General features: G+C 72.4%; 30 protein-coding genes. 19 read left to right on the top strand and 11 right to left on the bottom strand.

Features of this window, described 5'->3' with window-relative positions:
• Positions 1-142: 142 nt before the first annotated feature.
• From AC07A6_RS24895 to AC07A6_RS24870, 6 genes are all read left to right on the top strand, one after another.
• Positions 143-1,654: a glycoside hydrolase family 3 protein gene (locus tag AC07A6_RS24895; protein ID WP_478778564.1), complete on the top strand. Its 1,512-nt coding sequence runs from the start codon at positions 143-145 to the stop codon at positions 1,652-1,654.
• 151 nt (positions 1,655-1,805) lie between these two features.
• On the top strand, positions 1,806-2,876 hold the full coding sequence (locus AC07A6_RS24890; protein ID WP_478778563.1) for a phytanoyl-CoA dioxygenase family protein: 1,071 nt from the start codon (positions 1,806-1,808) through the stop codon (positions 2,874-2,876).
• Between the two features lie 14 nt (positions 2,877-2,890).
• The gene (locus tag AC07A6_RS24885; RefSeq protein ID WP_478778613.1) at positions 2,891-4,222 is read left to right on the top strand and encodes a DUF6271 family protein; all 1,332 of its coding nucleotides are present in this window, start codon (positions 2,891-2,893) and stop codon (positions 4,220-4,222) included.
• Positions 4,223-4,225: 3 nt separating this feature from the next.
• Positions 4,226-4,741, top strand: a complete 516-nt coding sequence (locus tag AC07A6_RS24880) for a GNAT family N-acetyltransferase (protein WP_478778562.1) — start codon at positions 4,226-4,228, stop codon at positions 4,739-4,741.
• Positions 4,738-5,937 (top strand): MFS transporter, encoded by a 1,200-nt coding sequence (locus tag AC07A6_RS24875; protein ID WP_478778561.1) that lies wholly within the window; start codon positions 4,738-4,740, stop codon positions 5,935-5,937. The genes AC07A6_RS24880 and AC07A6_RS24875 overlap by 4 nt, the downstream gene beginning before the upstream one ends.
• Before the next feature lie 366 nt (positions 5,938-6,303).
• Positions 6,304-6,843, top strand: a complete 540-nt coding sequence (locus AC07A6_RS24870) for a hypothetical protein (RefSeq protein WP_478778560.1) — start codon at positions 6,304-6,306, stop codon at positions 6,841-6,843.
• Here the strand turns inward: AC07A6_RS24870 and AC07A6_RS24865 are convergent.
• Together AC07A6_RS24865 and AC07A6_RS24860 are read right to left on the bottom strand one after the other, a co-directional pair.
• Positions 6,788-7,252 carry a nitroreductase family deazaflavin-dependent oxidoreductase gene (locus tag AC07A6_RS24865; RefSeq protein ID WP_478778559.1) on the bottom strand — a complete coding sequence of 155 codons (465 nt, stop codon included), beginning with the start codon at positions 7,250-7,252 and terminating at the stop codon, positions 6,788-6,790. The two genes, AC07A6_RS24870 and AC07A6_RS24865, sit on opposite strands and share 56 nt — an antisense overlap.
• Complete coding sequence (locus tag AC07A6_RS24860; RefSeq protein WP_478778558.1) at positions 7,249-7,872, bottom strand: NAD(P)-dependent oxidoreductase; 624 nt, start codon at positions 7,870-7,872, stop codon at positions 7,249-7,251. The genes AC07A6_RS24865 and AC07A6_RS24860 overlap by 4 nt, the downstream gene beginning before the upstream one ends.
• Positions 7,873-7,931: 59 nt before the next feature.
• Here AC07A6_RS24860 and AC07A6_RS24855 point away from each other — a divergent pair, with 59 nt between their 5' ends.
• The 8 genes from AC07A6_RS24855 to AC07A6_RS24820 all read left to right on the top strand — a co-directional run bounded on the left by AC07A6_RS24855 (position 7,932) and on the right by AC07A6_RS24820 (position 12,488).
• Positions 7,932-8,348: a winged helix-turn-helix transcriptional regulator gene (locus AC07A6_RS24855; RefSeq protein ID WP_478778557.1), complete on the top strand. Its 417-nt coding sequence runs from the start codon at positions 7,932-7,934 to the stop codon at positions 8,346-8,348.
• A 48-nt stretch (positions 8,349-8,396) separates the two neighbouring features.
• Entirely contained in the window at positions 8,397-8,795 is a 399-nt protein-coding gene (locus AC07A6_RS24850; RefSeq protein ID WP_478778556.1) for an acyl carrier protein, read from the top strand.
• The gene (locus AC07A6_RS24845) at positions 8,792-9,475 is read left to right on the top strand and encodes a thioesterase II family protein (protein ID WP_478778555.1); all 684 of its coding nucleotides are present in this window, start codon (positions 8,792-8,794) and stop codon (positions 9,473-9,475) included. Before AC07A6_RS24850 ends, AC07A6_RS24845 begins: the two co-directional genes overlap by 4 nt.
• A 105-nt stretch (positions 9,476-9,580) precedes the next feature.
• Entirely contained in the window at positions 9,581-9,889 is a 309-nt protein-coding gene (locus AC07A6_RS24840) for a hypothetical protein (protein ID WP_478778554.1), read from the top strand.
• A gap of 28 nt (positions 9,890-9,917) precedes the next feature.
• Entirely contained in the window at positions 9,918-10,934 is a 1,017-nt protein-coding gene (locus AC07A6_RS24835; RefSeq protein ID WP_478778553.1) for a class III lanthionine synthetase LanKC N-terminal domain-containing protein, read from the top strand.
• A gap of 5 nt (positions 10,935-10,939) precedes the next feature.
• On the top strand, positions 10,940-11,641 hold the full coding sequence (locus AC07A6_RS24830) for a GAP family protein (protein WP_478778552.1): 702 nt from the start codon (positions 10,940-10,942) through the stop codon (positions 11,639-11,641).
• Positions 11,642-11,762: 121 nt separating this feature from the next.
• Positions 11,763-12,086, top strand: a complete 324-nt coding sequence (locus AC07A6_RS24825; protein WP_478778551.1) for a 4'-phosphopantetheinyl transferase family protein — start codon at positions 11,763-11,765, stop codon at positions 12,084-12,086.
• 3 nt (positions 12,087-12,089) lie between these two features.
• Positions 12,090-12,488 carry an SAM-dependent methyltransferase gene (locus tag AC07A6_RS24820; protein WP_478778550.1) on the top strand — a complete coding sequence of 133 codons (399 nt, stop codon included), beginning with the start codon at positions 12,090-12,092 and terminating at the stop codon, positions 12,486-12,488.
• Here the strand turns inward: AC07A6_RS24820 and AC07A6_RS24815 are convergent.
• Both AC07A6_RS24815 and AC07A6_RS24810 read right to left on the bottom strand, forming a co-directional pair.
• A complete protein-coding gene (locus tag AC07A6_RS24815) occupies positions 12,430-12,747 on the bottom strand; it encodes a hypothetical protein (RefSeq protein ID WP_362456981.1) in 318 nt (105 codons plus the stop codon). The genes AC07A6_RS24820 and AC07A6_RS24815 overlap by 59 nt on opposite strands.
• 268 nt (positions 12,748-13,015) lie before the next feature.
• Positions 13,016-13,405: a hypothetical protein gene (locus AC07A6_RS24810; RefSeq protein ID WP_478778549.1), complete on the bottom strand. Its 390-nt coding sequence runs from the start codon at positions 13,403-13,405 to the stop codon at positions 13,016-13,018.
• Between the two features lie 123 nt (positions 13,406-13,528).
• On the opposite strand from AC07A6_RS24810, the gene AC07A6_RS24805 reads away from it, so the two are divergent.
• Both AC07A6_RS24805 and AC07A6_RS24800 read left to right on the top strand, forming a co-directional pair.
• Positions 13,529-14,032, top strand: a complete 504-nt coding sequence (locus AC07A6_RS24805; protein ID WP_478778548.1) for a hypothetical protein — start codon at positions 13,529-13,531, stop codon at positions 14,030-14,032.
• A gap of 90 nt (positions 14,033-14,122) precedes the next feature.
• Positions 14,123-14,650 (top strand): hypothetical protein, encoded by a 528-nt coding sequence (locus AC07A6_RS24800; protein WP_478778547.1) that lies wholly within the window; start codon positions 14,123-14,125, stop codon positions 14,648-14,650.
• Positions 14,651-14,963: 313 nt separating this feature from the next.
• Here AC07A6_RS24800 and AC07A6_RS24795 read toward each other — a convergent pair whose 3' ends face one another.
• Genes AC07A6_RS24795 through AC07A6_RS24785 form a run of 3 tightly spaced genes read right to left on the bottom strand, consistent with a single transcriptional unit; the run spans position 14,964 to position 17,910 of the window.
• Positions 14,964-15,884, bottom strand: coding sequence for a flagellin N-terminal helical domain-containing protein (locus tag AC07A6_RS24795; RefSeq protein ID WP_478778546.1), 921 nt, complete (start codon positions 15,882-15,884; stop codon positions 14,964-14,966).
• Positions 15,885-15,927: 43 nt separating this feature from the next.
• Complete coding sequence (locus tag AC07A6_RS24790) at positions 15,928-16,542, bottom strand: YidB family protein (RefSeq protein WP_478778545.1); 615 nt, start codon at positions 16,540-16,542, stop codon at positions 15,928-15,930.
• 9 nt (positions 16,543-16,551) lie between these two features.
• On the bottom strand, positions 16,552-17,910 hold the full coding sequence (locus tag AC07A6_RS24785) for a PP2C family protein-serine/threonine phosphatase (protein WP_478778544.1): 1,359 nt from the start codon (positions 17,908-17,910) through the stop codon (positions 16,552-16,554).
• A gap of 369 nt (positions 17,911-18,279) precedes the next feature.
• Between AC07A6_RS24785 and AC07A6_RS24780 the strand changes: the two genes are divergently transcribed.
• Positions 18,280-18,525 carry a three-helix bundle dimerization domain-containing protein gene (locus AC07A6_RS24780; RefSeq protein WP_478778543.1) on the top strand — a complete coding sequence of 82 codons (246 nt, stop codon included), beginning with the start codon at positions 18,280-18,282 and terminating at the stop codon, positions 18,523-18,525.
• Positions 18,526-19,444: 919 nt separating this feature from the next.
• On the opposite strand, the gene AC07A6_RS24775 is transcribed toward AC07A6_RS24780, so the two are convergent.
• From AC07A6_RS24775 to AC07A6_RS24765, 3 genes are all read right to left on the bottom strand, one after another.
• Entirely contained in the window at positions 19,445-20,248 is an 804-nt protein-coding gene (locus AC07A6_RS24775; RefSeq protein WP_478778542.1) for a helicase associated domain-containing protein, read from the bottom strand.
• A gap of 77 nt (positions 20,249-20,325) precedes the next feature.
• Positions 20,326-20,721 carry a VOC family protein gene (locus AC07A6_RS24770; RefSeq protein WP_478778541.1) on the bottom strand — a complete coding sequence of 132 codons (396 nt, stop codon included), beginning with the start codon at positions 20,719-20,721 and terminating at the stop codon, positions 20,326-20,328.
• 34 nt (positions 20,722-20,755) lie between these two features.
• On the bottom strand, positions 20,756-21,466 hold the full coding sequence (locus tag AC07A6_RS24765; RefSeq protein ID WP_478778540.1) for an NADPH-dependent F420 reductase: 711 nt from the start codon (positions 21,464-21,466) through the stop codon (positions 20,756-20,758).
• Between the two features lie 273 nt (positions 21,467-21,739).
• Here AC07A6_RS24765 and AC07A6_RS24760 point away from each other — a divergent pair, with 273 nt between their 5' ends.
• Complete coding sequence (locus AC07A6_RS24760; protein ID WP_478778539.1) at positions 21,740-22,069, top strand: TfoX/Sxy family protein; 330 nt, start codon at positions 21,740-21,742, stop codon at positions 22,067-22,069.
• Positions 22,070-22,073: 4 nt separating this feature from the next.
• On the opposite strand, the gene AC07A6_RS24755 is transcribed toward AC07A6_RS24760, so the two are convergent.
• On the bottom strand, positions 22,074-23,078 hold the full coding sequence (locus AC07A6_RS24755; RefSeq protein ID WP_478778538.1) for a helix-turn-helix transcriptional regulator: 1,005 nt from the start codon (positions 23,076-23,078) through the stop codon (positions 22,074-22,076).
• 207 nt (positions 23,079-23,285) lie between these two features.
• On the opposite strand from AC07A6_RS24755, the gene AC07A6_RS24750 reads away from it, so the two are divergent.
• Positions 23,286-24,077, top strand: a complete 792-nt coding sequence (locus AC07A6_RS24750; protein WP_478778537.1) for a VOC family protein — start codon at positions 23,286-23,288, stop codon at positions 24,075-24,077.
• Positions 24,078-24,642: the final 565 nt, after the last annotated feature.

Genomic DNA, 24,642 nt, shown 5'->3' with positions numbered 1-24,642 from the left:
CCTCCACACTCGTTGGGGGAAGACGCCCCGCCCCCCCCCCCCCCCCCCCCCCCCCCCCCCCCCCCCCCCCCCCCCCCCCCCCCCCCCCCCCCCCCCCGCCCGCCCCGACCGCCCACCTCCCCCTCTCTCCGCAAGGACCCCCATGCCGGACCAGCGCCACCCCGAACTCACCCGCCTCGCCAACTCCGTGCTCCAGCCGGGCTTCGTGGGCACCTCCGCACCCGACTGGGTGCTCCGCAGGATCGCCGACGGCCTGTCCTCCGTCGTCCTGTTCGGACGCAACATCCACAGCCTGGAGCAGGTCGCCGCGCTCACCGCCCAGCTGCGCGCCGAGAACCCGGACCTCATCGTCGCCGTCGACGAGGAGGCCGGCGACGTCACCCGCCTGGAGCGGCACACCGGATCCTCCCGGCCCGGCAACCTGGCCCTGGGCACCGTCGACGACCCCGACCTGACCTTCCAGGTGGCCCACGGCCTCGGACGCGAACTGCGCTCCGCCGGCGTCTCCCTGAACTACGCGCCGAGCGCCGACGTGAACTCCAACCCGCTGAACCCGGTCATCGGTGTCCGCTCCTTCGGCGCGCACACCGAGACCGTGGCCCGCCACACCGCCGCCTGGATCCGGGGCCTGCAGTCCGCCGGCGTCGCCGCGTGCGCCAAACACTTCCCCGGCCACGGCGACACCACCGTCGACTCCCACCACGGCCTGCCGCGTCTGGACGCCGACGCCGAGACGATCGCCCGCGTCGCCCTGCCGCCGTTCCGGGCGGCCATCGAGGCGGGCGTGCGCACCGTGATGACCGCCCACATGCTCATCCCGGCGTACGACGACGAGCTGCCGGCCACGCTCAGCCCCAGCATCGTGGGCGGCCTCCTGCGCGGTGAACTCGGGTTCACCGGCCTGGTCATCACCGACGGCATCGAGATGGGCGCCGTGTCCGGCCCCTACGGAATCGCCGGCGCGACGGTCAGGGCCGTCGCCGCGGGCGCGGACGCGGTGTGCGTCGGCGGCGAGAGCGCCGACGAGGCCACCACCGCCGCCCTCGCGGAGGCCCTGGCGAACGCGGTGCGGTCGGGAGTCCTGCCGGAGGAACGGCTCGCCGAAGCCTCCGACCGCGTCACCGAGTTCGCCGGCTGGTCACGCCGGCTCCCGCAGGCCGAGCCCGGACCGGACGGCGGCCGCGACACCGGCCTGGCGGCGGCCCGGCGCGCGGTCCGCGTCCACCGGAAGCCGGGCGCCCCCGCCTCCCTGCCGCTGGTGGGCGCCCCCCACGTCGTCGAGCTGGCCCCCGCGACCCACCTCGCCATCGACGGCGGCACCCCCTGGGGTGTCGCCGACCCGCTGCGCGCACTGCGCCCGGACACCACCTCCGTACGCCTCGGCGAATCGGACCTGGCGCACCACGAAGCCCTCGACCGGGCGGCGCTGGCCCCCGCCGAGGGCCGCGCCCTGGTCGTCGTGGTGCGCGACGCGGCCCGGCACTCCTGGATGGAGCGGGCCCTGGACGGCCTGGTGCGCAGCCGCCCCGACGCGGTGGTGGTCGAGATGGGCGTCCCGTCGGACTCCGCACCCGCCGCCGTCCACCTGAACACGCACGGAGCGACGCGCGTCTGCGGAATCGCCGCGGCCGAAGTGCTGCTCGGCGCCGTCTGACCCGACCCGACCCGAACCGACCCGACCCGAACCGACCCGACCCGAACCGACCCGACCCGAACCCGAGAGAAGCGACCGACGAAACGGCACGGAACACCGGGGTGAGCGGCGCCTCCGCCCACCCCGGACCGTGCGGAACCTGGAGCCCGGCATGCCGACCCTCGACGCCCTCGAACACCCCGTCCGACCCGAACGTCCCGGCCACCTGTACCGCGCCGCCTCGGAACTCCCCTACTTCAGCGCGGACGGCGAGAGCTACCTCTCGCCGGTCCGGTTACGGGACCTGCGCAAGACCCGCCCCTTACGCGTGCTGTCCGAGCGGGACTTCGCCGCGTGGCAGACCGACGGCTACGTGATCGTCAGGAACGCCATATCCCCCGGCGCGGCGCGGCGCCTCCTGGACTTCGCCTGGGAGTTCCAGGGCATGGACCCCGGCCGGCCGCAGGAGTGGTACCCGGAGCGGGAGTTCCGTTCGGAACTGGACCAGCACCTCTACATCTACGGATTCGTCGAGGCCTACCACCACCAGCTCATCTGGGACAGCCGGCAGACGCAGCGCGTGTACGACGCGTTCGTCGACGTCTGGGACTGCGAGGAGCTGTGGGTGACCCTCGACCGGCTCAACCTCAACCCGCCCAACGTCGGGAACCGCGACCGCGCCCTCATCGAACCGACCGACCGGGGCTTCGACATCGACCTCCACTGGGACGTGGACAGCACCCTCGGCGTACCGCCCCAGCGGGTCCAGGGCATCATCGCCCTCGACGACACGCACCCGGAGACCGGCGGTTTCCAGTGCTCGCCGGAGCTGTTCAGGCGGTTCGACCAGTGGAAGGCCGCCCAGCCGGCCGACCGCGATCCGATCAGGCCCGCGATCGACCGCGCCGAGTACCCGGTGATCCGGCCCGAACTCGCCGCCGGCGACCTGCTCATCTTCAACGGACACCTGGCACACGGCGTGGCACCCAACACCTCCGCGCACCGGGTCAGGGCCGTCCAGTACCTCTCCATGATGCCCGCGCTGGAGGAACACGCCCGGCTGCGGCGCTCCCGCACCGAATCCTGGCGCCGGCTCACCACCCCCGACTGGAACGCGACCCTGGTCGGCGACGCCACCCGGCACGAATCCCTCCGCTACGGCAGGGCCGCCCTGAACGACCTCGGCAGCAGGCTGCTGGGGCTCCGGTCCTGGGACGGCGCCGACCGGACCCCGGCGCGGTGAACAGGAGGAACGACGTGGACAAGATCTGCCTGACCCTCCCCACGAACCGGGCCTGCGCCGACACGATCGAAGCGATCGGCCGCGAAGCCGCGTACGCCGCACACCACTTCGGGGTCGAGGTGCACCTGCTGGTCCTCGACTCCGCCGACCGGCCCGCGTACGCACGGCACGCACGGGCCGTCCGCGAGGCCGGGCTCGCACCGGGCGTCGTCGCGCACCACCTGGACGAGGCGGAGCAAGCGGTCTTCCTGCGCGCGGCGATCGAGCGGGCCGGTCTCGCCGATCCCGACCGCATGCTCGGCCTCATGCTGCCGTCCGCGGTCTCGTACGGAGCCTGCACCAACCGCGCCTTCCTCATTGCCGCCGCCCTCGGCTGCCGTTCGGTGCACCGCCGGGACTCCGACAGCCGCTACCAGGAGCAGGACGGCGAGCCCGTCTTCCCCGTCCGCCACGAGCTGGCCTTCCTGGGCAAGAGGGCGCGCGACGCGGCCACCGCCGTCACCGAGGACGCGCTCACCGCGGAGCACGCGGAGTACGCCGGCCGGCCGGTGGCCATGGTCGGGGGTTCCTTCGTCGGCGTACCGTCCGTCGACCTCGACGACCTCCAGCGCCGAGCCCCCGAGGTCCACCGGGAGGTCGTCGGCCTGTGGGCCCCCTCCGCCTGGTCCGACCAGCAGCGGGCCGCCATGGTCGAAGAGTCCTTCAAGGGCGCCGGCACCGAGCCGTTCACCCGCGACCACACGGTGCTCGCCCTCGTCGACCCCATGCGGGTCGACATGTGCAACATCGCCTTCGACCGGGAGGTCCACGAGCGGGTCCCGCTGCCCCCGGCGACCGACACCATCGGGAGCGACTACTTCCTCTTCCACCTGGTGTACAACGCCGGCCTGCCCGGCGTCCTGCACAACCGGCACATCGTGAACTTCCACACCGACGAACGCAAGACCGGCGAGGGCTTCACGGCCTACCAGACCCGCTACGCCAAGTTCCTGCTGTCCATGCTCCACTTCCGCTTCCTCCACGACCGCATGGCGCAGGAGGGCGCCTCACTCCTCGACGGACACCACCGGCTCCGGGCGGACCGGGTCGCCGGACTCGTCCGGGAGAGCATCGGGCTCGACGACGCGGAGAACGTCCGGCGCCTGGACACCCTCACCCGCTCCTACCGCACCCTGGGCGGCGCCTACGCCGAGTTCGCCGAACTCCTGCTCCTGAAGGGCCCGGACCTCCGCGACCGGGCGCGCGCGGACATGGAGGACTTCGCGCACCTCGTCGACGCGTGGGCGGCCCTGGTCCAGGCGTGCCGGGCCACACCGCTCCGCCCGCCGCACCACGGGGAGGCGTAGCCCATGGCAGCCGAGACACGGATACGCGGCATCTCCGCGGCCGACTGGGACGCCGTCGCGGAGCTGGAGGCCGCGGTGTACGGCCCCCTGGGGCTCTCGGAGGGGCGGACCGCCCTGGAATCGAGGGGCAGGCCCTCGCCGTCCACCTGCTTCACCCTCCACCACGAAGGGCGAGTGGCCGGATACGTACTCGCCTTCCCCCACCCGGCGGGCCGCTGCCCGGACCTCCACCGGCCGGAACGCACCGTCCACCGCTCGCGCAACCTGCACCTGCACGACATCGTCGTCGCCGAGGACCTCCGCGGCAGGGGATACGGCAGGAACCTCCTGCACCACCTCTCGGCCACGGCCCGAACGGCGGGATACCAGCGGATCTCCCTGGTCGCGGTCTGCGGCATGGAAACCTTCTGGGCCGCCCACGGCTACCGCCCCCAGGACGAGGTCACCCCACCACCGCACTACGGCGGGAACGCCGTCTACATGTCCAAGCCGATCCGGAAAGCCGCCCCCGCCACATGACACCCACCCCCACACCCACACCCACCCCCACACCCACGCCCGCCCTGATCCCCTTCCACCGCGCCCAGCTCGCCATCGCGTCGGTGTTCTGCCTCCTCGGCTTCCAGTACGCCACCTGGGCGTCCCGGCTCCCCGCCCTCACCGCGCGGCTCGACCTCTCCGAGGCACGGCTCGGCATCCTCCTCATGGCCTGCGGCGCGAGCGCGGCAGCCTCCTTCCCGCTGGTCACCGCCCTGATGCGACGACTGGGCTCCCGGCGCCTCGTGCTCCTGTCGGCCCCGGTCCTGGCACTGCTCCTGCCCGTCCTCGCGCTGGCCCCGAACTACCCGGCAGCCCTGGTGGTCATGTGCTGTGACGGCGTCGCCGTGGGCTGCCTGAACGTCGCCATGAACGCGCAGGGAGCCGCCCTGGAGACCGCCCACGGCCGCACCGCCATGGCCCGGCTGCACGCGGCGTTCAGCGGCGGAGCCCTGGCCGCGGCCCTCCTGGCCTCCGGCGTCACCGCCCTGACGCCGAACCTGCCGGCCCACTTCGGCCTGGCCGGCGCACTCCTCCTGCTGTCGCTGGCCTGGGCCCGGCCCCGGCTGCTGCCGGACGAATCCCACCGCGGCGCGGAGAAGACCCGCCGGTCCCGGACCGTGGTGTCCGCGGCGGCCCTGTGGATGGGCGCCGCGATGGCCTTCGCGACCGTGACCGAGGGAGCCATGAACGACTGGTCGGCGCTCTACCTGGACACGGTGGCCGGAGCCTCCGAGCAGATCGCGCCGCTGGGCATCGCCGTCGTCTCCGTGACGATGGTGACCGCACGGCTCTTCGCCGACGGCCTGCGCAGCCGCTGGGGCGACGGACGCGTCGTCCGGGCCGGAAGCGCCCTCGCCGGCACGGGACTGGCGCTCGGTCTGCTGCCGGGCGCAACGGCGCCGGCCCTGATCGGATTCGCCTGCGTCGGCCTCGGAGCCGCTGCCGTGACCCCGTGCGTGTACGTGGCCGCCGCGCGCAGCGGCCCGGACGCGCTCGCCCTGGTCGCCACCATGGGAACCACCGGCCTCCTGGCCGGCCCGGCGCTGATCGGCTTCATCGCGAGCGCCGCCGGCCTGGCCTGGGGCATGGCGGCGGTGGCCGCGTCGGCCCTCCTCGTGACCCTGTGCGCCACCCGCATCGCATGGCAGCCCACCTCCGCCGCCAAGCCGGCCTAGGAGGTGTCCGCCCCGGCGGCAGACTCCAGGGCGGCCCGGGGAAGCCGCACCGGTCATCGTGGCCCGGGCGGTGCCCCGCCGGCGGCGGCGCGGGGATCACCCGCAGGGTGCGCCGCCCGGCCGCCCCACCGCAGGGCCCGGCCCCGGCGGCTTCGGGCCGGGCCGGGCCGGCAGAGAGAGGAAGCCGACCCGGAGCCGGCCGCTGCCGGAGGGCTGCGAGGATCCCTGCGGTGCGGCCCCGCCCGAAGGCGCCGCAGGTCACCCGCTTCGCACGGCCCGGATCCGGGCGTGCCCCGCTGCGTGCTTCGGCCCCGGCGTCGCGTTACTCGGTGGAACCGGCCGGGTGGGCGCCGCAGGATGGGGCCCATGCATCTGCCGATCGCCACGCACCGGGTGGAGTTTCTGCACCACCCCCACCCCGGCTACCCGCACCTGACGGCGTGGGGCATCCGGATCGACGGCACCGACCTGCGCGTCCTGGTCGCGGAAGCGACGCGCGCGCTCTGGAGCCGGGAGCTCGACGAGGACGATTACACCCCGCAGGAGCGCGAGGAGTTCCTGCTGGGCCAGCACGCCCCGCTCCACCTGGATGACGACGCCGACGGCAGCCGGGCCCGGGCCCACTTCCTGGGCGATGCCCCACCGGATCTCCGCGCCCGCGACACGGGCGCCCTGTGCCTCCTGGGCTGTTCCTGCGGGATCGACGCCTGCTGGCCCCTGCTCGCCATGGTCCGCGCCACGGCGACGGAGGTCACCTGGTCCGGCTTCCACCAGCCCCACCGGCCGGAGTGGGGCGAACTCCCCCTGGGCCCCTACGTCTTTCCCCGCCCGGCCTACGACCAGGCCCTGGTCACCCCGGTCCCGCTCGCCCAGGACCCCCTCGCCCCGCTGCTGGGCGAGGGGTGACCACCACCAGCGGGATCTCGCGGCCCGTGGAGGCGCGGTAGGTCGCGTACGAGGGCATGGCCGCGGTCACCACCGGCCACAGGCGCTCCGCCTCCGCGGCGGTCGCCGGCCGGGCGAGCGCCGGGAAGCTCTCGGTGCCGACCTGGAGGGTGACGGCCGGGCAGGCCCTCAGGTTCAGGTACCAGGCCGGATGGCGCTCGGCCCCCGCGTTCGAGGCCGTCAGGACGTACGCCTCCCCGTCCCGTACGTACGCGAGCGCCGTGCGCCGCAGCACCCCGGAGCGGCGCCCCCGCGTGGTCAGCAGCAGGTCCCGGATCCCGGGGCGAGGCACCCCGCCGGTCTCCTCGAAGCGCCGGATGTGCTCGGCGACCCATGGGTTCGGGCTGTCCGTCCGCTGCGTCGCCGTCATACCCCCCTCACCCCCACGTGCGCGGCGTGCACGGTCGCGGCCGTCGCCTCGTCGAGGACCGCCCGCGCGAAGTCCGCGTGTGTGATCCTGTCGTCACCGTCGGCGGGGCCGAACGCGTAGCCGCCCGTGGACCCGGTGGCGCCGAAGTCGCCCGACGGGCTCAGGACGGCCCAGTCGAGGCCCGCGGGCGCGGCCGCCCGCAGAGCCAGGGTCCCGGCGCCATGGCCGACGTAGAACGGCCGCCACTCCTGCGGATAGCCGGGTGTGTCCATCAGCAGCCGTCCCGCTTCGGTGGGCAGTACGGAGGCCAGCCCGACGGACACCAAGCGCCGCACCCCGACTTCGGACAGGCCCGCCGCGAGTGCGCGGGCGGCGGCCGGGAAGAACTCGCCCGGGTCCGCGGCCATGTCGTACACGGCCGCCACCGCAAGGCCGTGTCCGGCCGCGAGGCGGGCGACGTCCGCCGCCGAGGTGACGTCGCCGTCACCGCGTCCCGCCTCCGTGACCTCCAGGCCCCGCGCCCGCGCATCGGCGACGACGGCCCTGCCGACGCGGCCGCGGGCTCCGAAGACGACGATCTTCCGATTGTTCCTGCCTTGGTTGTTTCCCTGGTTCGTCATGCTCCGGACCCTACGAAAAGGCCTGGTTACCGATCGGATACCGGCCTACGATCGTGATCATGAACCGGCCGCCGCAGAACCCGCCGCCCCTGGACCCGGAGATGTTCGACCCCGTCTGCCCCTCGCCGCTGGTCCCCTTCCGGATCGGCGACAAGTGGGCCACGCTGATCCTCCGCTGCCTCCAGCACGGCCCCCGCCGCTTCTCCGAACTCAAGGTCCCGCTGCGCGAGATCACGGCCAAGTCCCTGACCCAGTCCCTGCGGGGGCTGGAACGGGACGGCTTCGTGGCGCGCACGGAGTACGAGATCCCGGCGCGGCGCGTCGAGTACGCGCTCACCCCGCTCGGGCGGGGCCTCCTCGGGCCCCTGGACGCGGCGTGCGAATGGACGCGGGAGCACTGGGACGAGCTCCTGGACGCCCAGGAGGCGGCACTCGGAGCAGGCCGCGCGGACACCTCGTCGAGCCGGCCCTCCTGACCGGGCAGAACGGATGAACGGCACGTCCGGGCCTGCCCCGGCACGCCGGTGCCGGCGGCCACCGGCAGGCCCAGCAGGCGGGCTTCGTGGGGGTCGTGGGGGGAGAGAGACGGGCACGAGCGCGCGGGCGGGACTGAACGGCCTCCTCACCGCCAAGGGCGAGCACGTCATCCCGACCGCCGACGGCCTGGCGGCCCTGGCCGAACTGCTCCGCGACGCCGGCGCCGCTCCCGTCGTCGCGGTGCTGCCGGCCGACTGGAACCGTTTCGAGGACCGGGACGCACCCGCCTTGTTCCGGATTCGCTGAGGGCGATCCAGCTGAGAAGCCGCATACAGCAGACCCTCGGCCTCAAGGTGCCGCCGTCGATGGTGTTCGAGAACCCGACCATCGGGGCCCTGTCGGAGCGGCTGTTCGACATGGTGGGCAAGGGAGGAGATGTGCGATGACGAAACTGGTGTGCCTCCACCACGCGGGCGGGAGCCCTTCCCTGTTCCGTCCCTGGGCCCGGTACGCGCCCGACGGCCTGGAAATCGTCCCGGTCGGCATTCCGGTCGATCCGGGTTCGAGCCGAAGACGGCACTGCGGCACTGCGGAACTGCTACAGGCGCTCGCCGCCGAACTGGAGCCGCACACGAAGGGGGAATTCGTTCTCTTCGGGAAAAGCATGGGCGCGCTCCTCGCGTATCTGCTCACCCGGCATTTCGAGCAGCACGGGACGCGGCGGCCACGGGCCCTGGCGGTCGCCGCGTTCGGAGCGCCGCACATCCGGTGGGATGGTTTCGCGGGCGAGGAGGACGAGGACGCGCTGCTGGACCGCCTGGAGGCCATCGGCGGCGTCCCGGACTGGCTGATCGGCCATCCTGCCTGGATCCGGCCCTACCTCGGCCTGCTCCAGGACGACACGCGCATGTGCGCCGGGTACCGCCACCGACCGCAGGAACGGCCGCTGTCGGTGCCGGTCAGGGTCTTCGCCGGCGAGGAGGATCCGCTGGTTCCCAGAGACGCGTTCACCGCGTGGAAGGAGCTCGGCGAAGACGTGGACGTCGGTTTCATGCCCGGTGGGCATTACTTGGTGTCGCAGGATTCCGGCCTGCTGAGGCAGGCGGTTTTCGGCCTTGCTCTGTGAGGCCAATCCGGGGCATGTAAAATTCCTGCCGCCAACTGACGGACTGCGCACCCCGGTTGAACCGAATCTCCGGTTGCGGGTGGGCAGAGGAGGGGTCGATCGATCATGTCGACGAAAATGAAGCAGGCTTTGGGGATCGTTCTTGTCGTGGCGGGAGTGGTGCTCATCGCCGCGTTCCCGGACACCAAGTTCGTCTGGTTCGAAGGAAAGCCGGCCGGTATTACGTTGGTCCTCTTCGGTGGACTTGAATTCCTGGAGAGCTTCCGGCGCACCAAGCCGCGCGGAATCGTGGAGGAATTACGCGGTGACTTCGGCCTCAAGTCCGCGGAGGAGCGCAGGCCCGAGGAGGACCGCCGCCGGTACGACGACCGGGACCGTGAGGAAGACCGCCGCCGGAACAAGCGCGACGACTGACCACGGCGACGCCAGCAAGGGATGGAACGTGAAGACGAAGCCCACGCTCGACGGGAGTGAGGCGGCACGGGCGCGACAGGCCAAGCTGTTCCTCATAGCCACCGGCACCCTCTCCACCGCGCACCTGCCGTTCCGGCTCAACTGGCTGTCGGCCAACCGCCCGCACTACGCGGTGACGGTCGGCCTGACCGACTCGGCGCGGCAATTCGTGAGCGCGTCGGCCCTGGCCGCCCTGACGGGGACGGAGGTCGACCCCAACACCTGGGACACGCCGGCCGGCGGACGCGAGCCGGTGCACACCCGGATAGCGGCCGACTACGACGGCATCCTCGTCTTCCCCGCGAGCGTCGCCTTCCTGTCCGGGCTGGCGTCCGGTGCGGGCACGTCCCCCTTCTTCCTCGCCGCCCCCGGTACCGGCGCCCCCGTGGTGATCGCCCCGTCGTTCCCGCCCGGGGTCGCGGGCAACCCGATCGTCGCCGACGTGCTGACCCGCCTCGACGGCGTCCCGAACCACCACCTCGTCGACACCCGGAAGGGCACGAGCCGCTCGACGGGAGCCGACACCGAGGTGACCGCCCCCTTCTACACCTTCGCCGACCCCGACTCGTACGAGGAGATCGCCCGCTGGAAGGCCTCCGCCGGCGACAGCAGGTTCAAGGAGGTACGGCGCTGCCTGGTCCCGGCCGTCCACGCCGACGGCTGGAAGATCCACACAGCCGTCACCCCCGACAGCTTCGAACCGCTGCGCGAGAAGGTCTCGGTCTTCTGCGTCGAGCGCGGCGTCCCCTTCAAGTTCCTCGCGCGGTACGAGTACGCCTGGCTGATCAACGCCAAGTACGCGCCCCGGCAGGTGAGCGGCAAGGGCTTCGTCCTCTACCCGGCCACCGAGGAACAGTCCGTCGCCCTCGCCGGCGAACTGGCCGGCCTGCTCGCCGACGTGCGGGGGCCGCGCATCCTGTCCGACGTCCCGGTCGGCCGGAGCGTCGTCCACGTCCGCTACGGCGCCTACACCCGCCGGCACAGCTGGCTCCCCGGAGTCTTCTAGTGGGCGTGCTCGGCCACATCATCCCGCTGGCCCTGATGGACACGCTGAGCGTGTCCACCCTGGCCATTCCGGTCTGGTTCCTGCTGACCCCGCGTGAGCTGCGCACGGGGAACGTCTTCGGATACCTGCTGATCATCGCCGTCGGCTACCTGGCGCTGGGCCTGCTGATGCTGAGCGCGCTCGCGGCCGTACGCGAACCCCTGCGTTCCGCGCTCCACTCGCCCGCCGGGGACGCCGCGACGGCCGTGATCGCCGTGCTGCTCATCCTGGCCGGCGTCTGGTACGGGGTCCTGCGGCAGGAGAAGCCGGGCCGGGGGCGGCTCACCCGGTGGCGGGAGGCGGCGGTCGGCGAGTCCGCGACCGCCCGTGGTGTGCTCACCGTGGCGTCGACGGCCGTCGTGCTGGAGATCGCCACGATGTTCCCCTACCTCGCGGCGATCGACGCCCTCGGCGGCTCCGGTCTGCCCTGGCCGGCCCAGGCGGCCGCGCTGGCGCTGTACTGCCTGGTCATGATCGCCCCCGCGGCGCTGATGACCCTCGCCAGGCTCGTGTCCCAACGGGCCGTACTGCCCGCCCTGCGCCGGATCGACCACTGGCTCAGGGTCAACGCCCGGGAGAACACGGCCTGGCTGTTCGCGCTGGTGGGCTTCCTGCTGCTGTCCGGCACCTCCGTCTACCAGAGGGCCATGGACCACCTCACCGGGTAGGCCCCACGCCGCGCTCCGCCGCGTCCTGGCCGCCTTCCACCTCGGCGGGCGGCCGCAGGACATCCGCTGCGGCAGGCATCCCTGCGCCGGGTGCGGCGACCGGACCCACGGCCGTCCGCGCGTGGTGGCACCGGCCACCGGGCTGGAGTTCAGCCTCACCCGCACGGGCCCGCACTGGGCGGTGGCGATCACCACCGGGGAGGTCGTCGGGCTCGACATGGAGGCCGGACGGAGCCTCGACGTCCCGACGCTGTCCGCCCTCGTCCTGTCCGAACGCCAACGTGCCCTGATGGCCTCGGCCACGACCGCCATGGACGGGCGGCAGCTCCTCCTGCGCCTGGACGCGGAAGGAGGCGGTGCTGAAGGCGGTCGGCCTCGGGATCGCCGAGGACATGCGGACGGTGGAGGCCGACCCGGCGCCCTCGGGAGCCGGCCAATCCCGTGATCGATGTCACCGGGCCCAGCCATGCGCGCGGTGCGCCACCTCGCCCAAGAAGCCGCCCCCGCCGCCAGCGTCGTCTACATCGACAACGACCCCGTGGTCTGCGCCCACGGCCGGATGGTCCTCGAAGAGGATCTGCCGACCACCGCGGTCATCGAGGCCGACATCCGTGACCCGGACGGCATTTCCAGTGTTCCGCGTGTGCGCCGGATCCCCGCCGACGACCGCCAGGTCGCCGCCCTCTTCATCTCCGTCCTGCACTGCCTCACCGACGACGACCCCTGCCTCCGCGTCCGCGACATCGCCGGCCGCATGCCGACCGGCAGCCACCTCGTCACGTGCGGGGTCAGGCGGTGTGGAGGGGGTGGCCCTTGTCGAGGAGTTCGTCGTTCGCCCAGCACATGATGGGGATGCCGAGGGCCTTGAGGGCGAGGCGGGCGTCACGGACGTAGTCGGTCGGGCGGGAGGGAAGCGGTTGCCCGGCCGCTGCGGCGGCGAGGGCCACGACGTAGTAGAGGTTGGTCCCGACGAGGGCGTACCACACGTAGTTGAGGCCGCGGGCGCCGTTGGCGGGGGTGAGGCTGGAGGCGGCTGTCTCTACCGCTTCGCGCGTGAGCTGGTGGGTGGTGCCGGAGAGGGTGATCTCGGCGGTGGGCTTGGGCATGGGTGTTCCTTCCCGGTGGCGTGGTGCGGGCCCAGGTGGATCGATGAGGGCGGCCCGGACCTGCGGCGGGTGACGGTGGTGAAGGCGGTGGAGTTCATGCCCGCGACGACCGCGACGACCGCGACGACCGCGTCGGCGGTGAGGCCGGGCCCGAGGGTACGGTCCGGCTCGTGCCGGTGGAATCCGAGGCGCAGGAGAAGTCCGCCGATGGGCCGACCCGTCCCACGCCCACCGGAAGGGCGTGGGACGGGGCCGGCCGCCCGGACCGTCAGTGCTTCTTGCTGTTCCCCAGGTCGGCGATGAGAATCGCGACGCACTCCGAGGACGTATTGGTGCCGGCGAACACCACGGCCTTGATCCCCTTGTCCAGGTCGGCTGCCCCCCGCACCTCCCAGTCGCCCTTGGTCACGATCTTCACGTCCGCGTAGCCCTTCCGCTCACTCTTGCCCTCGGTCCAGCCGGCCTTGACCAGGCCGGCGATCGTGTCCGCGAACGACTTCTTCGGATCAGCGGACTTGCCGGGGTCGTCCACTACCCAGTCGACCTTGCACTCCTTGACCTCGGACCCCACCGTACCGATCGACGGGTCCTTGGTGAACCCGGCCGCGGTCGCCGCCGCGTCGATCTCCTTCGAGACCGTGGCCGCTTCCACCTTCACACCACCCTCACCGGAGCACCCGGCCACAAGCAGCACAACACCGGCGGCCGCGGCCACCCACCCAACCCTGTGCACAATCCCCCCGAACGCCACACACGAAGGCCTCTTGCCTCCATCGAACAGGTGCCCAGTCTTGCACTGGGCGGTCGCGAGCCGGGCCGCAGGGCGATCAGCCCGGCTCGGACAGCCGCCCCGACCGACCCCCAGCGGCGAAGCGGACCGCTGCGCGCCGCACAAGCGCTTCCCGGTCCCGACTCGTTCGCGCGGGTCTGCTGGTCCACCTCGGCGGGGACGTGGAGTTCCCCGACGTCCTCCCCGATCAGGTCGCGTCCCTGGGCCGGCGACTTCGACGCTGCCGTACGCCTCGGGTACGTGCGGCCGGTCGGGGTGGTGGCATGGCTGCGCACCGTCGGGAAGCCGACCGTCCCCGCCGGCCTGCCGTCGGGGGTGCCGGTGCTGCGCGGGACCGATCCCCGGTCCCGGACGGTTCGGTTCGAGGACGTGGCGCCGGCCCTGGCCGAGGACGCGGCCGGGGAAGACCGCCTCTCCGGCTGGACCACCCCGATGGACGCCGACGCGCTCGCCGAGCTGCTCGACGGGGAACGATCGTGGAGGTGGGGAGGCTGACGGTGCCCGGGGCGCGGCCGGTGGCGGTGCTGGGCTCTCTGTGAATCGCCGGCCCTGCCATTCGCAGGCGCAGCGGTAGGATCCGCGCTCGTGGACGACATACGACAGGCAACCATCACCTTCAGCGGGACCCTGACGCGGGAGGAGTTCGACGAGGCGGTTGCGGCCACCGGTATGTTCCGGCGCCTACGGTGGCTCATCGTGGTGGCTGCCGTGCTGATGGCGGCCTTGAGCCTGAGGCCTCTGCCCGAGGGCGGCCCGGTCAACGGCGGCCTGCTGACCCTCGCCGTGGTCTACGGGGTGCTCGGCCTGTTCCTGCCCCCGCTGCTCACCAGCCGCGCGTTCCGTGCCGACCAGGCCAAGGGAGAGAAGCAGGCCACCATCGACGCCGCCGGCTTCGTCATCGTCCGCGGCGGTGACGAACTCATGCGGGTGCCGTGGCGCAGCATGTACCGCTCCTACGAGACGGAGCGGGTGTACGTCGTGACAGGCCGCCTCGGCTGGAAGGCCGGCCTGCTGATCGTGCCCAAGCGGCTGCTCGCGGGGTCCGGCGAGGCAGAGCTGATGGGTGTACTGCTCGAGACCAGGGTCGGCCGGCCCAAGCGCCGCCGGGCGTAGGGCGGCGAGACGCTGGGCGTGGCGGGCCCGGACTGCACCGCGGTCCAGCGTCACCCCCGTGAGGGTCGTGTACGCGAACACCCTGCGGGCCGCGCTCCGCGACGCGAGGAGCAGCTGCGGTGGACCGCTGCCGGGGGAGACCTCGTGACGGCGTCCGGCGGGCTGGGCTGCCCGTGGGATCACAAGGAAGCCGACCCCGGCTTCGTGCCGGGGCCGGGGCCGGGGCCCGTTGTCCGGAGACAGCGGGCAGGAACGGTACTTGCCCAGGTGCGGTCGAGCGTGCTTGCGGAACAGGTGTGAGGTTCTGGTGGTGTCAGCCGAGTTGCTGGAGCAGGGGGAGGATGTTCTTGGGCTGGGCGTTGACCTGGGCGAGGACGGAGATGCCGGCCTGCTGGAGGATGCTGGCCTGGGTGTAGTTCGCGGTCTCCAGGGCGTAGTCGGTGGCCTCGATGCGCTCGCGGGCGGCGCTGAGGTTGACCACACCGGTGTCCTGGGTGGGGATGCTGGACTCGAAGCGGTTCTGAACGGCGCCGAGGACCGAGCGCAGGCTGGTGACCTGGACGAGCGCGGCGTCGATCTGGGACAGCGGGTCGATGAGGAAGGCGCCGGCCGCGGTCGCGTCGGTCTTGCTGATCGTGGCGGTCTGGCCGTCCGGGCCGGTATAGCTGATCTTCGTGGGGTCAGTCTCGTCGGTGAAGGCGGGCGTCTTGGAGAGGTCGTAGGACTCCAGGCCGAGCGTGCTGACGTTCAGCATCTTCATGGCGACGGCGATGACGTCGCCGTCGTCGGCCCCGGTCTGGAAGTTCATGCTGGTGTCCTTCGCCAGCACCTTGATCCCGTTGAACTGGGTCTGCGCCGAGATCGTGTCGATGGCCTCCAGCCGCTGGGCGACCTCCTGCTGGATGGCTGCGCGGTCGTTGACGGCGTAGACGCCGTTGGCGGCCTGGACGGTCAGCGTGCGGATGCGCTGGAGGTTGTTGGTGACCTCCTTCAGCGCGCCCTCGGTGGTCTGCGCGAGAGAGACGGCGTCGTTGCTGTTGCGCGACGCCTGGACGGATCCGTTGATCTGGGTGGTCATCCGGTCGGAGACGGCCAGGCCCGCGGCATCGTCCTTCGAGGAGGTGATGCGCTTGCCGGAGGCGAGCCGTTCGGCCGCGACCCCCATGGTGGAGCCCGTGATGTTGAGGTAGTTCTGCGTGGTGAGCGACATGATGTTGGTGTTGAGCGTCAGCATGTGATCATTCCCAGTCGGTGGTCGGTAGGAGCGTCGGGAAGCGCTACGCGGACGTCACGTTCACGTCGTCCTGAGCCAGGACGAACCGCAGGACATCGACATCGACCCAGCCGCACGGGGAGACCGCGTCGATGAACGCGGGCAGGGTCCTCGTCAGCTCCGCTACGACCTCGCCCCTGCCCAGGCCCCGCGCCGCAGCCGCTTCGGCGATCTTGTCCTCGCCGAGGGCCTGGACCACCTGCTCCTCGGTGAGGGGTTCGTTGGGGCCGGCGCCGAGCCAGGAACCGCTCTGCGGCAGGGAGGCCGCAAGGGCCCGGGTCTCGGCCACGATCTGTTCGGCAGCCGCTTCCTCCTCGGGCGTCAGGGCAGCGATCTTCGCGGCCGCGCGGAACGCCTCGATGGTCTCGGCCGGAATCGCGTCCACCAGAGCGGGGATTTCCTCGGCCAGCGAGGCCGCGGCTTCCGCTTCACTCACCTGCGCCAGCTCCGCCAGCTGCTTGAGCATGCCGGCGGGAGCGGCGGCGGTCACTTCTTCCGCGGACAGCGGTTCGTTGGCGCCTTGGCCGGTCCAGGACTCGAACTTGGCCGACGTCCCGGGCCCGGCCGACAGGGCCGTCAGCAGCTGTCCCAGCACAGGGGCCACCGTTGTCTCGCTCATCGAACTCCCTCACCAGTGATCTTGCCAGCGCCGGAACGCTACCGAAGGCAATCGCCCTGCGACAGAGCGTGAATCGGCCACGGCGGGCAGACCACGCGAGTACGAGCCGAGGGAGGTGGCCGGGCCCCTGAACCGCTCCACGGGAATCCAGCGACGCGCTGCCGGCCGAGCCCGTGGAAAGCTCAACAGCGCACAGCCCAAGTTCGAGGGGCACCGGGCGGGGCGCTCCTGTTCCCCCCCAGCTGCCGCGGGTGGGCGGTGCTGCTCCAGACGCGGCGCGGGCCCGTCGTCCAGGACCGGTGGCCGGACCTGGTGGCGGCCGCCGAGGGTCTGCGGGTCGTCGCGTGCCCAGGCCGTGAGTCGCTCGGCCAGGGGGTAGAAGGCGCGCGAGTCGTCGCGCGCTTCGACGACTCCGTCTGTGTAGAGCAGGAGCACGTCACCGACGTCGAACGGGAAAGTCGCCACCGTCACGTCGGTGGTGAGGACGTCCGCGAGTCCGAGCGGCGGCCTCGCCTCGGCCGTGTCGAGGGGGATCACCCTTCCCTGCCTCAGGAGCAGCGGTGGCGGGTGCCCGCAGTTCACGAGCCGTACCACCGGCTCGCGGTCGGGGATGTCGAGGACCAGCGCGGTGACGAAGGCCTCGTCCGCGTCATCGGCCGCCTCGCCGGCATCGGGTCCCGGGTACGCGGCGCTCCCGGGCTCCTCTGCCGAGCCGACGCCCTCCTCCAGGTGCCCGATCAGGTCCGGCAGCTCGTGCTCGCGGTGGGCAGTCACCCGGAAGGCGCCCAGGACCAGCGACGCTTCGCTGATGGCGTCGAGCCCCTTGCCCCTGGCGTCCCCGATCAGCAGCCGGGTCCCGGAGGCCGTACGGGCCGCCGCGTACAGGTCGCCTCCCATCTGCGCTTCCTCCTCCGCCGCCAGGTAGACGGAGGCGATGTGCAGTGGTCCCGCCCGGTGGGGGAGGGGGCGCAGTACGACGCTCTGGGCCGCGTGGGCGATGGTGCGCAGCCGCGCGAGCCGGTTCTCGTCGCGCTCCCGCAGATGGGCGAAGAAGGTGACGATGACCGAGATCAGGACCAGCGCGACGATCTGGTAGGTGTGGTTGAGGTCGGTCAGGCTCGTCCGCGCGACCGCCACCACCGTCTGGGCCAGCACCGCGACCGCGCCCACGAAGGCCGTCATGCGCGGCCCCGCGAACGAGGCCGTTACGGCGGGCGCGGCGATCAGGAACGGCCCCAGATGCACCTCGGGCGGCGACAGGACGTCCACCGTGGTGACGGCCGCGATCAGTGCGAAGGGCACGAGGAGCAGCAGCCGTCCGCCGCGCCGGGAAGAGAAGAGGGCGAGGGGCCGCCGGCGGGCATCCATGCGAAAGGCAAACATCACGAGACGGTCGATGTCCTGGTGCCGGGCCGTGTGGCTCCTCAGGCCGGCGGCCTGCGGCCACTGGCCAGGAGCAGCCCTCCGGCCAACCTGCAGAACGGCCCGGGCCCGAGCGGGCCGCCCACGGGTATCCCTCCGGCCTGCAGGCACCCGGCGTCTTGGCGGAGGCACGGAGCGGCTGGGCATGCAGCGCCGGGGGACGGCGAAGCTTCGTTTGCCGGGTGAAGCGTGATACGCGATCACCAGAGGGCTTCGGAAAGGACTCAGCAGGTTCCTCCCCCACTGGTTACGGCGGGCTGCGCACTGCAGCCGAAGATCGACTTCCTGGCCGAGGGCCCCCAGGAGACTGAGGGGATGCCCCGAGGGAAGACCGAGGTGCCGGATGACGGAATCGGAGGACGTTGCGTAGATCATCCGCCTCGTAGCGAACGGTTGATGGAGGCACACCCCCACCTCGACGCCGGGCTGGTGCGAGGATCAGTGCAGACGGCATACGAAGAGCTCAGGTATGCACGCGTGCGTACCTACCTGCCCGTTCTGATGGAGCGTCGGGCCAAGGATTTACTGCCCTCCGAAGGACGGGGGGAGCGTCAGGCCTGACGGGCCGGCGCCTTCCCGTTCTCCGGCGGAGGAGCAACAGCTTTGGTCGGCTGACACTGGACGTCGGCGGATGTCGAGGACTGGAGCGGCCGCTACGAGGGCGGCTGCCTCGTCCTCGTCGTGTGTCCGCCGTGCCACAGCCTGGTGGAAGCGGCGGGGGCGGAGCTGAACGCGGCTGGCGCGACGATTGGGCCGACTTCCGAACCAGCCGTGCTGAGATCACTCTGCCGGGCTGATCCGTGGAGGTGATGCGGCGGCCGCGACCGCGCCGTCGCATCACCCCTGCCCCCGGATGAGGACCCTTCGCTGCGAGACACGCACACAGCTCACCAACACGCAGAAGGAGTTCGTCGGGCCGTATCCGCCGATCGGCAGATACGGCCCGTACCCGTACCGGAGCGGCCGCGGCACCTGTTTGAGGGGGGATCACACGTCTCAAGCATGAGCGTCAGCTAGTAGAACCACCACCTGACCTGTGGTTACCGGCCTTCTGGCAGCCGCACCCGTCCTCGCCGGCGGCCTTGGGTCCGCAGGAGCAGGCGCTACGGCGCTGGCCGTACCACCAGGTGCCTGTCGTCACGTCCGGACCAACGATCCGCTGTGGCCGGACGGCACTCCTCCGGCGCCGGGCTCAACGTCCTCGCCCGGCGGCCGGTCCGGCTACGAGCTGGCCAACGAAGGGGACCGCGGTGACCGCGCTCACCCTGGTGGTGTCGGCCGGTTCCTGTGGCGGGGCGGCGCCCTGTGGGGTGCGGGTAGGCCGTGCCGATATGGCGTGCGCGGGCAAGGACCGGCCCCCAGCAACTGGGGGCAGTACCGTCGGGCGGCCCCAACTCCACTGGAAGAGGCCGACCGCCCCCGTCGGGGGCGGTCGGCCTCTTCGTCACGGCCACACAGCCGACCGCCATGCTGCGCCGCGTCAGATCACGCCCAGCTCCGCGAGGACGGCTGCCCGGCCCGCCGGCAGCTGCGCGTGCAGGGCGCGGCAGTTGGTCAGCCACAGCCCCAGCTTCACCCCGTGGTCCTGGCCGTCCTGCACCACCCACTCGACGTGGCCCCGGGGCACCCCGGTCAGCGTCCCTTCGCGCTTGAGGTAGGTCCGCGCCGCCACGACACCGCGTTCCCACGCCGCCGCCCGCTGCCCGCTGCCCGCTGCTCGCCGCCCGCTGCTCGCCGCCCGCCGCCCGCCGGAGCCGGCGCGGCCGGGGCGGGTGCCTCCACCCCGAGGCCGGCCAGCCGCCCCCGCTGCGCCTCGGTCAGCTCGGCCCACCCTTCGCGCTGCCGCTCCAGCCACCGGCCGACGTCCACACCGTGGACGGTCACCCCCGGCACGATCTCGCCCACGGCCGCGCCGCCGTCGGTCACCAGGGCCCGCACCCCGGCGAAGTGCCGCTGTCAGTCGATCGGCCGGCCGGCCGGGTGCGGGCGGGCTGCTGGTGGAGCTGGCCTGGTCCGCCGGCCTGCCGTCGTGTACGCGTTGCAGCCCTCTGCGCCCCGTCGAGGAGCGGGCCGGCCTTAAGGGAAGAGGCCGTACCAGGGGACGGCTGAACCGTTGGCTCGGCACCCGCAACGAAGGAGCGGACAAAGCCACGACCCCTGCTGGTCCTGAGAGGCTGGGCCCGACACGGGGCGCGTGCCCCCTGGTCCAGGAGCCGGTGCCGTGGTCTACCTGCCCAACTGCTGATGTTCGGCCGCGAGTACACAGGAGCGCACCCGAGCGCATCGCCGTGGTACCGCGCCCGCGAGGGCAGACTGCCAGCCTGCCACGTCGCGAACACCCCCGCAGGAGGGTCCGGGCGGTCAGTGGGTGCTGTGGACGCAGAAGGGCTGGCCGGAGGGGTCGAGGAGGACGGTCCAGTGGGTACCGCCGGGCTGGTGGCCGGGCTTGGTCGCGCCCATTTCCAGCAGGCGCCGCTCGGCTGCCTGGGCGTCGTCGAAGGCGAGGTCCATGTGGAAGGCCAGTTCCTGTTCGGGCCAGGCGGGGGCGGTGAAGGACGGTGATGTGTAGAAGAGGTGCATCGTCCCGTTCAGGTGGAAGGCGAAAGCGACCTCGTTGCCCTGCTCGTCGGGGAAGGTCTGGGTGACGGTGGTCCCCAGGGCGGTGGCGTAGAAGTCGGCGAGTTGCCGGCCGTCGCGGGCCCACATGGCCTGGCACATGATCGTGCCGGCCAGGGGTGCGGGGGTGCTGCCGGTCATGGAGGCTGGTTCCTTCCGTTCGTTCCGTGCGGGCTCAGCGGATGACCTTGATGCCGAAGTGGGTGCCGAAGCCGAGGGCGAAGCCGATGGCGGAGTGCATGTGGGCGTACATCTCCATGCCGCGGGCACAGACCAGGGGGCCGAGGTCGAGGATGTCGGTCCAGCCGTAGGCCTTGAGGAGCTCGGTGACGGCTGCCTTGGCGTCAGCGTGCTCGCCGGCGATGAACATGGTGTGGTCGCCTCCGCCGATGGCCTCGGGGTTGACGACGGTGTCCTGTTCCTGGGTGACGAACGCCTTGACGACCTTCGTGTCCGGCAAGGCGCGCTGGATCTGTTCGGCGAGGCTGTCGGTGTCGCACGGGTCGAGCTTGGGCATCGTGCCCCACGGGGTGGGCCAGGGGTGTTCGACGTCGGGGTTGTAGAGGTACGGCACGGCGTAGTCGACGAGCGTCTTGCCCGCCAGTTCCCCGGAGGCGGCCGTGAGGGCGGCGACGGCGTTGTGGCCGTCGATCCCGTTGATGACCAGCTCGCCCCGCCCGGCGGCGTCCGCGAAGGTGTGCAGCTCGACGCCGGGATGCTCGGCGAGGAAGTCCTTGAACGGCGGGGTGCCCATCATGTCGGGCTCGGTGCGGGCGAGGGTGGCCTTCGGGTCGCGCGTGCCGACGTGGACCTCGTGCCCGAGCCCGGCGAGCCTGGCGACGTGGGCGCGGGCGCCGCCGCCCGTACCGAGAACAGCGATTCTCATGATTTCCTCCCGTTGTGATCCTGTGGGCGATTGCCACAGTAGGAGGCATTCAGGACAGAAAATGTCCTTTGACACCTTTGACACGGACAGCACGGAGATCACGGCGAGTGAACACGACGGCCCGCGGCCCGCGGGCTGAGGCTGCTGCTCCTGCTGCGCACTCAACGGGAATGGCCCCGCGCCGGCCTTCGCACCGCACCCGGGCGGGAACACCCCGGAAGGCCGGGGACGTGGCGGTCTGCCCCCGTCACGCGGGGTGTTTAGTGTGGGTTCATGGCGTATGACGAGGTGCTGGCGGAGCGGGTGCACGAGCGCCTGGAGGCGGCGGACATCGACGTCGTGGAGAAGGTGATGTTCGGTGCACTGTGCTTCCTGCACCGGGGCAACACGGTGGCTGCGGTGGAGGGCCGTGAGCTGCTGGTGCGCGTCGGCGTGGAGGACATGGGGGCGGCGCTTGCGCGGCCGGGTGTGCGGCCGATGGAGTTCCGCGGCCGGACGGCGAAGGGCTGGGCCTACCTATCGGGCGAGGTGCTCGACGACGGGGAGCTGGACGACTGGCTGCGGACGGCCTGGGACGTCACGGCCGAGCTGCCTCCCAAGTGACGGCTCACCCCTCCTTGCCGGCGAGGGCGCGGGCGGCGCGCAGCAGGAGGTGCGCCCTTTCTTCCAGGTACGCGGCGAGGTTGTCGTCCGTGGTGTCCTCGGTCTCCTCGAAGGTGCCGGCCGGGTCCAGGCGGAGGATCTGGGCGGCGAGGCGGTAGGGGGTGTCGGCGGTCAGGTCGATGCCGGCGGTGCCGCCCCGGGCGTGGGTGTGGACGCGGCCTGGGAGCGACCAGGTGCGGGCGTACTCGGTGGCGGCGTCGGCGGGGACGGTGGCGCGCAGGGTGTGGCGGGCGGGTATGGCGGCGATGCGCTGGGCGAGGTAGGCCGCCGGGTCGCGGGCGGGCAGCTCGCGCGCGGGCACGCGGCGGCCGGTGAGGGCGGGGTCGGCGAGGCGGTCGACGCGGAAGGTGCGCCAGTCTTCGCGTTCCGTGTCGTAGGCGATGAGGTACCAGTAGTCGGCGGCGTTGACCAGGGCATGCGGTTCGGCCCGGCGTTGGTCGGTGTGGCCGCGGCCGGTGGTGTAGCCGAAAGCGAGGAGCTCGTGGTCGCGGCAGGCGGCGGCCAGGACGGCGAGTACGCCCGGGTCGGCCCGTACCCCGGTGTCCCAGGAGACCGGAGTCGTGGCGTCGCGCAGGGCGTCGACCTGGTGGCGCAGCCGGGCGGGCAGGACCTGCTGGAGTTTGGCCAGGGCCCGGACCGCGGTCTCCTCGATGCCGGTCAGGCCGGTGCCGTAGGCGGTGGCGGTGGCCAGCACGACGGCCAGGGCGACAGCCTCCTCGTCATCCAGCAGGAGAGGGGGGAGGTCGGTTCCGGCGGCGAGGTGGTAGCCGCCGTGGTGGCCAGTGGTGCTCTCCACCGGGTAGCCCAGCCCGCGCAGCCGGTCGATGTCGCGGCGGACGGTGCGCAGGGTGACGCCGAGGCGCTCGGAGAGTTCGGCGCCGGTCCACTCCCGCCGCGTCTGCAGCAGCGAGAGCAGGCGCAGCATCCGTCCAGGCAGTTCCCGGCTCATCCTCGCTCCGTCCGTCGGGGGCCTCGGGGGTCGTTCCCAGACTGCCAGTCTTGGGTGACAGCAGCTGTCCGCAAAGCCGCCTAGCGTGGATTTCGCAAGCGGCCCGACCTCTCCGGGCCGCCTCCGGCACCCAGCCCGGTACGGAGCCTCGCGCCCGGTGCGAGACCCCACCGCCCCTCTTTCTTCTGTTCGTGAAAGGACAGTGTCATGGGCTTCCCCTCTCGCGGCAGCGTCATCTGGTTCGAGATCGACACCGCCGACGTCAGCGCCGTACGGGACTTCTACGGTTCCCTCTTCGGCTGGAGCTTCCCCGCCATGCCCGCCCACGGCGGCGGCACCTACTACCTTGTCCAGGCCGAAGGGGCCCCGTTCCCGATGGGCGGCATCCTGCCCCCCGGCACCGCCGAGGGCATCACCCTCGGCATCGTCTCCCTCGACGTGCCCGGCGACACGGCCCTGCTGCAGAACCTCGGCGCCACGGTGATCGTGCCGCCCGGGAAGGCGGCCGACGGCGGCGACTACGCCCGCCTGACCGATCCGCACGGCAACGTCTTCGGCCTCTGGACTCCCCCCGCCCCGCCTGCGGGAACCGAGGCGGAGGAGCTGGACCCGAGCCTGCTCGCGCCCCGGCCGGGTGCGGCCGCCTGGTTCGAGATCGCCACCCGTGACATCGACGCCACCCGCACTTTCTACGCCGACGCCCTCGGCTGGCACTACACCCCCGAAGACGGCGTAGCAGGCCAGACCTACGACGCCGTCTTCGCCGGCACCCCCCACCCCTGCGGCGGCCTGCGCGCCCTCGACGCCGCGGCGGACGAGGCGGAGCACATCATGCCCGTCTTCCTCACCGAGGACGCGGCCACCACCGCGGAGAAGGCCGTCGCCCTCGGCGCCCGTCTCGACGACGGCCCCACCGCCACCGCCTACGGCCTGACCTTCGCCCGCCTGACCGACCCCCGCGGCAACCGCTTCGGCCTCTTCACCCCGCCCAAGAGCTGACCTCCCCGGCTGGGCACGGATGACGCGCCCAGACCACCCCCACACTCCCGCTTCCCGATCCTCCGGCCGCGGGTGACCGCTTCGGCTGTCGGCCACCTCGTCCGGGCCGGCCTGCTGGTCCACCTCGGCGGCGAGCGGGAGTTCCCCGACGTCCACCCGGACCAGGTGGCCGCCCTCGCCCGCCGCCGGGACCTGCCCGCCCTCCTCGACCGGCACGTCCCTCTGGGCCCGGACCAGGCCGCGCGCCGGCCCGGGGTCCGCCGTACGGACTTCGACTTGATCACTGGCCAGCTCGGGTGGTTGTCCCCGGTTGCCTTCGTGGACGTTGGCTACAAGCACCATGGCGGGGTGACGAGGGTCCCCCTGTACGACGCCCAGGAGATCGCGCTTTTGGAGGTGGTCCGCCCTCACGTGGACTGGCGGGGGGGGGGGGGGGGGGGGGGGGGGGGGGGTGCCCCCCCCCTCCCCCCCCCCCCCCCGCGAGCGCTGCCTTGCTCCGCCCCCCCTACCGCGCCCCTCCCCCTCCCCCCCCCCCCCCCCCCCACCCCACCACTCCTGCTCCGTG

It is taken from the genome of Streptomyces sp. NPDC044002 (assembly GCF_056434525.1).
The sequence above is the reverse complement of the archived record's forward strand: the minus strand, read 5'-3'. Positions and strand labels throughout refer to the sequence as shown.

What these genes read in the sequence shown, in the direction of transcription:
- AC07A6_RS24895 (WP_478778564.1), top strand. Translation starts at nt 143, where the DNA reads ATGCCGGACCAGCGCCACCCCGAACTCACCCGCCTCGCCAACTCCGTG.
- AC07A6_RS24890 (WP_478778563.1), top strand. Translation starts at nt 1,806, where the DNA reads ATGCCGACCCTCGACGCCCTCGAACACCCCGTCCGACCCGAACGTCCC.
- AC07A6_RS24880 (WP_478778562.1), top strand. Translation starts at nt 4,226, where the DNA reads ATGGCAGCCGAGACACGGATACGCGGCATCTCCGCGGCCGACTGGGAC.
- AC07A6_RS24875 (WP_478778561.1), top strand. Translation starts at nt 4,738, where the DNA reads ATGACACCCACCCCCACACCCACACCCACCCCCACACCCACGCCCGCC.
- AC07A6_RS24870 (WP_478778560.1), top strand. Translation starts at nt 6,304, where the DNA reads ATGCATCTGCCGATCGCCACGCACCGGGTGGAGTTTCTGCACCACCCC.
- AC07A6_RS24865 (WP_478778559.1), bottom strand. Translation starts at nt 7,252, where the DNA reads ATGACGGCGACGCAGCGGACGGACAGCCCGAACCCATGGGTCGCCGAG.
- AC07A6_RS24860 (WP_478778558.1), bottom strand. Translation starts at nt 7,872, where the DNA reads ATGACGAACCAGGGAAACAACCAAGGCAGGAACAATCGGAAGATCGTC.
- AC07A6_RS24855 (WP_478778557.1), top strand. Translation starts at nt 7,932, where the DNA reads ATGAACCGGCCGCCGCAGAACCCGCCGCCCCTGGACCCGGAGATGTTC.
- AC07A6_RS24845 (WP_478778555.1), top strand. Translation starts at nt 8,792, where the DNA reads ATGACGAAACTGGTGTGCCTCCACCACGCGGGCGGGAGCCCTTCCCTG.
- AC07A6_RS24840 (WP_478778554.1), top strand. Translation starts at nt 9,581, where the DNA reads ATGTCGACGAAAATGAAGCAGGCTTTGGGGATCGTTCTTGTCGTGGCG.
- AC07A6_RS24820 (WP_478778550.1), top strand. Translation starts at nt 12,090, where the DNA reads ATGTCACCGGGCCCAGCCATGCGCGCGGTGCGCCACCTCGCCCAAGAA.
- AC07A6_RS24815 (WP_362456981.1), bottom strand. Translation starts at nt 12,747, where the DNA reads ATGCCCAAGCCCACCGCCGAGATCACCCTCTCCGGCACCACCCACCAG.
- AC07A6_RS24795 (WP_478778546.1), bottom strand. Translation starts at nt 15,884, where the DNA reads ATGCTGACGCTCAACACCAACATCATGTCGCTCACCACGCAGAACTAC.
- AC07A6_RS24790 (WP_478778545.1), bottom strand. Translation starts at nt 16,542, where the DNA reads ATGAGCGAGACAACGGTGGCCCCTGTGCTGGGACAGCTGCTGACGGCC.
- AC07A6_RS24785 (WP_478778544.1), bottom strand. Translation starts at nt 17,910, where the DNA reads ATGGATGCCCGCCGGCGGCCCCTCGCCCTCTTCTCTTCCCGGCGCGGC.
- AC07A6_RS24780 (WP_478778543.1), top strand. Translation starts at nt 18,280, where the DNA reads ATGCCCCGAGGGAAGACCGAGGTGCCGGATGACGGAATCGGAGGACGT.
- AC07A6_RS24775 (WP_478778542.1), bottom strand. Translation starts at nt 20,248, where the DNA reads ATGCGCTCGGGTGCGCTCCTGTGTACTCGCGGCCGAACATCAGCAGTT.
- AC07A6_RS24770 (WP_478778541.1), bottom strand. Translation starts at nt 20,721, where the DNA reads ATGACCGGCAGCACCCCCGCACCCCTGGCCGGCACGATCATGTGCCAG.
- AC07A6_RS24765 (WP_478778540.1), bottom strand. Translation starts at nt 21,466, where the DNA reads ATGAGAATCGCTGTTCTCGGTACGGGCGGCGGCGCCCGCGCCCACGTC.
- AC07A6_RS24760 (WP_478778539.1), top strand. Translation starts at nt 21,740, where the DNA reads ATGGCGTATGACGAGGTGCTGGCGGAGCGGGTGCACGAGCGCCTGGAG.
- AC07A6_RS24755 (WP_478778538.1), bottom strand. Translation starts at nt 23,078, where the DNA reads ATGAGCCGGGAACTGCCTGGACGGATGCTGCGCCTGCTCTCGCTGCTG.
- AC07A6_RS24750 (WP_478778537.1), top strand. Translation starts at nt 23,286, where the DNA reads ATGGGCTTCCCCTCTCGCGGCAGCGTCATCTGGTTCGAGATCGACACC.